A 5,178-nucleotide genomic window follows, 5' to 3' on the forward strand; every position below is an offset into this window, starting at 1 on the left:
TTTACACAGAAACCTTGATTAGACGTAGCAGTGCTACGTCTCTACATTTTTTTTCACTTTCTATGTCTAGTGAACTAGTAATTACAGCCTCCTATTACTTTTTTAGATGTATTTAGAGGATTTGCCTGTAAATTTAATTCCACGATTTTTTCCCCTGAGATTCCCGTAATATAGCTCTAACTTCCCTTAAAATCTCTCCCAGCCGATTTTTTCCACTGCCATCTTGACCACAACCCCAATAATAATCTTGAGGTGCATTTTCTACTATTAATTCGTCACCTGTACTTAACAGAATTTCACGGATATCGGTATGGGTTTGAAACTTACAAAGTAAGCCTCGTCGCATCACATCCTCTTTAATTTCTTCCCAATCACTGCGAAGAGGACGAGTGCGATCGCGTCCCATCTCAGCCGCATTTGCGGGAGTTTTTGCTAACCTAATTTCTTCAACATGGTGAGTCCCGATAAATTTCTGTGCCTGAAAATAATGCTCTGAGGTTTGCCACCAGTAACCATCCAGTTCAAACCCGTGGGGAGAGAAGTTAGAAAAGCAACCATAGGGTTTTTCGTCGGTGTCGTAAAAGTAAATGGTCATGTATTATCAACTTTGAATTCCCTTGACAATAAACGAAAATGCCATTGGTTGTCCAACGAGCGTCTACTTTCTACCCAACCGTGAATTAAATTGATTCAAATCGGGAAACCCTCACTCTTTCTAGAATATTTTTCAAAAGTGAAAAGGAAGCAATTAAGCTGTGAGCAATTTTGGTGTTTTGCCACCAAATCTGGTGTTAGAGTGAAGACGACTCTTTTAACTCATTGGTTTGGTCTTCAATTCCTTTGTTACTGGTTAGAGCAAGGTAAATACCTAATATGATGATGGCAAAAGCCACCAAGTTAAACCAACTCAATGCCTCTGCAAAGATAATCCAAGCTAAAAAGGAAGTCAGAACCGGACTTAAAAGAGAAATCATTGCTACAAGGCTAGAAGACAAGTATTTGAGGCTGTATGTAAGCAGCCCCTGACCAAAAATAAGAGTTAGAGCTAGAGTAATAACATTCCCCCACCCGCTCCAAGAGTGGGGAAACCACTCATCGTGGGCAGTGAATAGAATCAGTGTAAACAAAAGCGTCACAATCCGACAAACCCAAGTCAGGATAGTTGTCACTGTTAATTGTGCCCGAAGTTTTTCAATTGCCAGAATATAGGCACTCCAGAATAGTGCTGAGAGCAAGGCAAGTAAGTCACCTTGAAGTTTAACAGAGGCAACTTGTAGGTCATCTAACCCAAGGACAATTGTTCCTACAGTTGCGATCGCAAGACCAATCAGGAATTTATCATCAAAACGTTGATTGAAAAGTAAGTATCCTCCCAGTGCAGTGAAAAATGGAGTCAAGCTATGTATCAATGCTGAGTTTGCCACACTGGTCTGAGTTAAAGACCAAGCCCAGAGAGTCTGAGTGGCACAGAAAAACGTCGCTGCTACCAACAGTAGCAGGATTTGTTTGTTGTCGAATGACTGCTTGGTGATGGATTGTTTTCCCAACCAACGCTGACGCACAAGCGAAAGCTCTTGCCACAGTCCAAAGATGACCAACGCTATCCAACAACGATTGAACATCGTGGCATTAGGGCTGATTTCATTTTCGCTCCATCGGATTAAGATGGGCATAATGCCAAAAAAGCATATAGCAACAAAAGTAGCAATAATTGCCCCTCTTACTTTGCTATCATATTCCTGGTTAGTGATTTTAATCTCATCGATCATGTAATTAGGAGCGTTTTGCACATCTGGTTGAGCATTTTGGGTATATGGTTAACGGTCAATGGGCAAGGCATCTGCGATCGCAGCTTTGGTGGAATCTAGTTTGATAGCAGTAGTTGTCATTTTGTCTGTGTAAAGAAGGACTATGCAATAGACATCTCCGAAAATTAAATATGCGTTATCCAAACCCCAAGAGACGCGAAATTTCGCGTCTCTACATTGTTTTCCAACAGATGTCTAATGCCGAAAATGCCATATTCCCCACTGCATATGTCCCTGTTATTAATCCGAAATCCAGGGTTATCATTAACTCTGTCATTGGTGTTTTCTTCTCTTTCCTTTCACAGGGCTTTAGGGCAGACGGTAATGTAAAATGCCCCACTGCATATAGCCTTTTTCGTAATATTCAATCCAAGGTTCAATGCTTTTGAGGGTTTTCTCCACAAATTCCTGGGATGTTAAGCTTACCATCTCCTGATAGCGATCGCGTACTTCCCTAGAAAGCCGCCGATAGTGCATGGGTACGTTTTTGGACAGGTCAATAAAGTTCAGTTCTGCAAATCCCAATTCCTTTGCTGTCAGGCTGTAGAACTGGTAAGACCCCATATCGCTTATTCCCAAGCGATCGAAGGCAGATTGCAGATGTCCGGATGGACAGGTTTCGCTCTGGATCGGATCGCTGAAAATTAGTTCTCCTCCTGGCTTCAGGACTCGCTTGGCTTCTGCCAAAACATAGTTGCGCGATCCACTATGCAAAAAGGCATCCTGAGACCAAACGATATCAAAGGAACTATTGGAGTAGGGAATCTCCTCAAAATTGCCCTGTTTTACCTCTATGAGATGGGAGAGATTCTGCTCCTGATTCAATTGTTGATTGCGCTCGTTTTGTAACTCACTCAAATTGAGACAGCAGACATTACAGCCGTAGGTTTTTGCCAGATACCGTGCTGCACCACCATAGCCTGCACCAAGATCCAAAACCCGTGATTCTTGATTGAGGGTTTCCAGGGTTTGAGCGATGACTTGCACAGTACGTTCTGAGGCATCGTGAATTGATTCATCGGGATGGGCATAAATCCCGTAGTGGATATTTTCTCCTCCCCAGATTGCCTTGTACAGACTGTTTGTGCTTGCCCCGTCATAATAGGTTTTAGCTACCTTGGTTGCTTCTGAATTCTGTGTCATTCCACTCATAACTTGTTGCTTGCTCCCAATCCAAGAAACTAGGCGCAAATCAGCTCCTGCGCCAATTTTACTTCTATTTGCTGCCTTTTCCGAATCGATAAGGAATACGGTTGAATTTTTGAACAAAATTAGGTATGTGTAGCGTGTCCTAGGGGCGATCGCGCTTCGCACCATTCTCAAGCGTTTGATGCCCTACTTGCGGCGCTAATATAACATACTTAAGTATCTTTTCACGCAATCAAATCTCTGGACAAGCAGAGGTTGGTGGAAGTGGCAGATAGCCTACACAAGCAGTCGAACAATTAAAGCGATTAGAGCACAATTCAACCAATATTTCCAAACCGCTGCCATCGGTGGCTTATTTGACAAATTCTTAAACATCGGTTAGTACTGTGTAAATTGCGATTTGTATAGAATCAAACCTATTTGAAAAAATAACTAATCTCAAAATTTACAGATACTTATTGTCTCTGAGATGAAAGGCAATTAATTAATTTATTAATCTAATCATATTTAATTATTTATATTTAAAATACTGAACTTACTCCTATTGTTTTTTAAGTTATTCTGTGTATTAAAGTTTGTCTTCTAGTTTACACATAAAGCAATTAGCTTGATAGTTGATTGGAGACACTATCCACCAAAGCAAATTTATCCAGGAAATATTGTTAAGTTTCCCTAAGAAAAATTTTTATTTTTGAAACAACTGTTAAACAGCCAAAATCCGCTTTTGGGAAAGGTTTTGTGCTAAAAATTGAAATTGAAATTTGATAAATTTACGAATAGTTACCATACAACCCTGATCCCCTAGGGAAAAGGTTCATGTTAATCTGTTGCAGTTATAAACAAAAAGTGTTCATGGGAATGAGTTGAAATTTTTGGAGGATTGTACATTAAGTGGTGCAAAATCTCACGAAAGATAAAAATTCAGTTCTTAACACGCTTTAAAAACGGACGCATGAATCAAAGACATTTGTGGACTATTGTCACCCTGTTTATGACTGTTTTGGGAATGCCCTCAATCGGTCGCACTCAAACAGCCAAGGAAACGGATACCGCTTCCCAAAAAACACCTTCAGCCGATGTCGTCAAGGTGGGAGAGTACCAATCCTCAGCAGGGAACCTTACCTCGGATGCCGTAATCACGGAAATTCATCCTCACAATCTTGGAGGTCGTCAGGCTGCAACGCTATTTATTCGGAAAATTCCTGTTCTGACCTTTGTGAGTTCTACACCAGTCAAGAGCGAAGAAACCAAAGTAGATGCCAAAGTTGGTGTAACTGGTGGTGATACTCAAAGTACACAGTCAAACAATGCTGTTGCTGACAGTTCTGCAAAAGTAGCAAATGTTGGAACTATAACCGATGTAAGTAACCAAACAAAGATTGGCGATGATGACCCGGTTCAAAAAGCTGGTGTAGTAGCAGCGAGGATAAACCAGTTGATCAGGGAAAATGTAGATGCCAGTCAAATAATCGTCAGTTGGAAAGCTCTGAGCGCGACAACAAATCAGGCAGAGAATAAAAGTGTCTCTGCTGACCAAACATCGAGCGATCGCTATACGATCAAAGTCAATAACCAAGAATTGGTGGAAATCAACGATCAAACGCGATCGCCAGACACAACCAATAATCTGGCACAAGACGCATTGCAAGCCACCAATCGCTTGCGGAGATTACTAGGCAACGCATCTCCCCTAAAGCAGATTCTTAACTTACCGGCACGACTACCGGTATCAATCCCAAAGTTGCCATCAGAAATTAACATTGGACCGGTGAAAGTCACCCTCAGGGGAGTCGCTTCTTATTATGGCTATGATGGTTCCGGCAATAGCACCGCTAGCGGTCAGAGATTTAATCCAGAAGGACTAACCGCTGCCCATCGTCATTTACCCTTTGGCACGAAAGTCCGCGTCACCAACACCCGCAACGGTCGTTCTGTAGTAGTGCGAATTAACGATCGCGGTCCATTCATTCGCGGTCGAGTGATTGACCTTTCTGTCGCTGCTGCACGCATTTTAGGCATGATGGGCAGTGGTGTTGCACCAGTCCGGATTGAAGTCTTAGGAAGGTAAAAGTAGGGGGACAAGGAGGACAAGGGGGACAAGGAGGACAAGGAGGACAAGGAGGACAAGGAGGACAAGGAGGACAAGGAGGACAAGGAGGACAAGGAGGACAAGGAGGACAAGGAGGACAAGGAGGACAAGGAGGACAAGGAGGACAAGGAG

Annotated in this window: 5 protein-coding genes; 1 reads left to right on the top strand and 4 read right to left on the bottom strand. The window is 42.4% G+C overall.

Going from position 1 to position 5,178, the window contains the following annotated elements; genetic code table 11:
- Window positions 1-133: 133 nt before the first annotated feature.
- The 4 genes from ybiA to OGM63_RS21765 form a co-directional block, all read right to left on the bottom strand.
- Window positions 134-595: a riboflavin biosynthesis intermediates N-glycosidase gene (gene ybiA, locus OGM63_RS21750; RefSeq protein WP_263747746.1), complete on the bottom strand. Its 462-nt coding sequence runs from the start codon at window positions 593-595 to the stop codon at window positions 134-136.
- Window positions 596-791: 196 nt separating this feature from the next.
- Window positions 792-1,769, bottom strand: a complete 978-nt coding sequence (locus OGM63_RS21755) for a DMT family transporter (protein WP_263747747.1) — start codon at window positions 1,767-1,769, stop codon at window positions 792-794.
- 48 nt (window positions 1,770-1,817) lie between these two features.
- Window positions 1,818-1,952, bottom strand: a complete 135-nt coding sequence (locus OGM63_RS21760) for a hypothetical protein (RefSeq protein WP_263747748.1) — start codon at window positions 1,950-1,952, stop codon at window positions 1,818-1,820.
- A gap of 165 nt (window positions 1,953-2,117) precedes the next feature.
- On the bottom strand, window positions 2,118-2,951 hold the full coding sequence (locus OGM63_RS21765) for an SAM-dependent methyltransferase (protein WP_263747749.1): 834 nt from the start codon (window positions 2,949-2,951) through the stop codon (window positions 2,118-2,120).
- Between the two features lie 958 nt (window positions 2,952-3,909).
- Between OGM63_RS21765 and OGM63_RS21770 the strand changes: the two genes are divergently transcribed.
- Window positions 3,910-5,025 (top strand): septal ring lytic transglycosylase RlpA family protein, encoded by a 1,116-nt coding sequence (locus OGM63_RS21770; RefSeq protein ID WP_263747750.1) that lies wholly within the window; start codon window positions 3,910-3,912, stop codon window positions 5,023-5,025.
- Window positions 5,026-5,178 lie beyond the last annotated feature (153 nt).

The sequence above is a fragment of the Plectonema radiosum NIES-515 genome (assembly GCF_025753815.1).
Classification (GTDB): domain Bacteria; phylum Cyanobacteriota; class Cyanobacteriia; order Cyanobacteriales; family Nostocaceae; genus Hassallia; species Hassallia radiosum_A.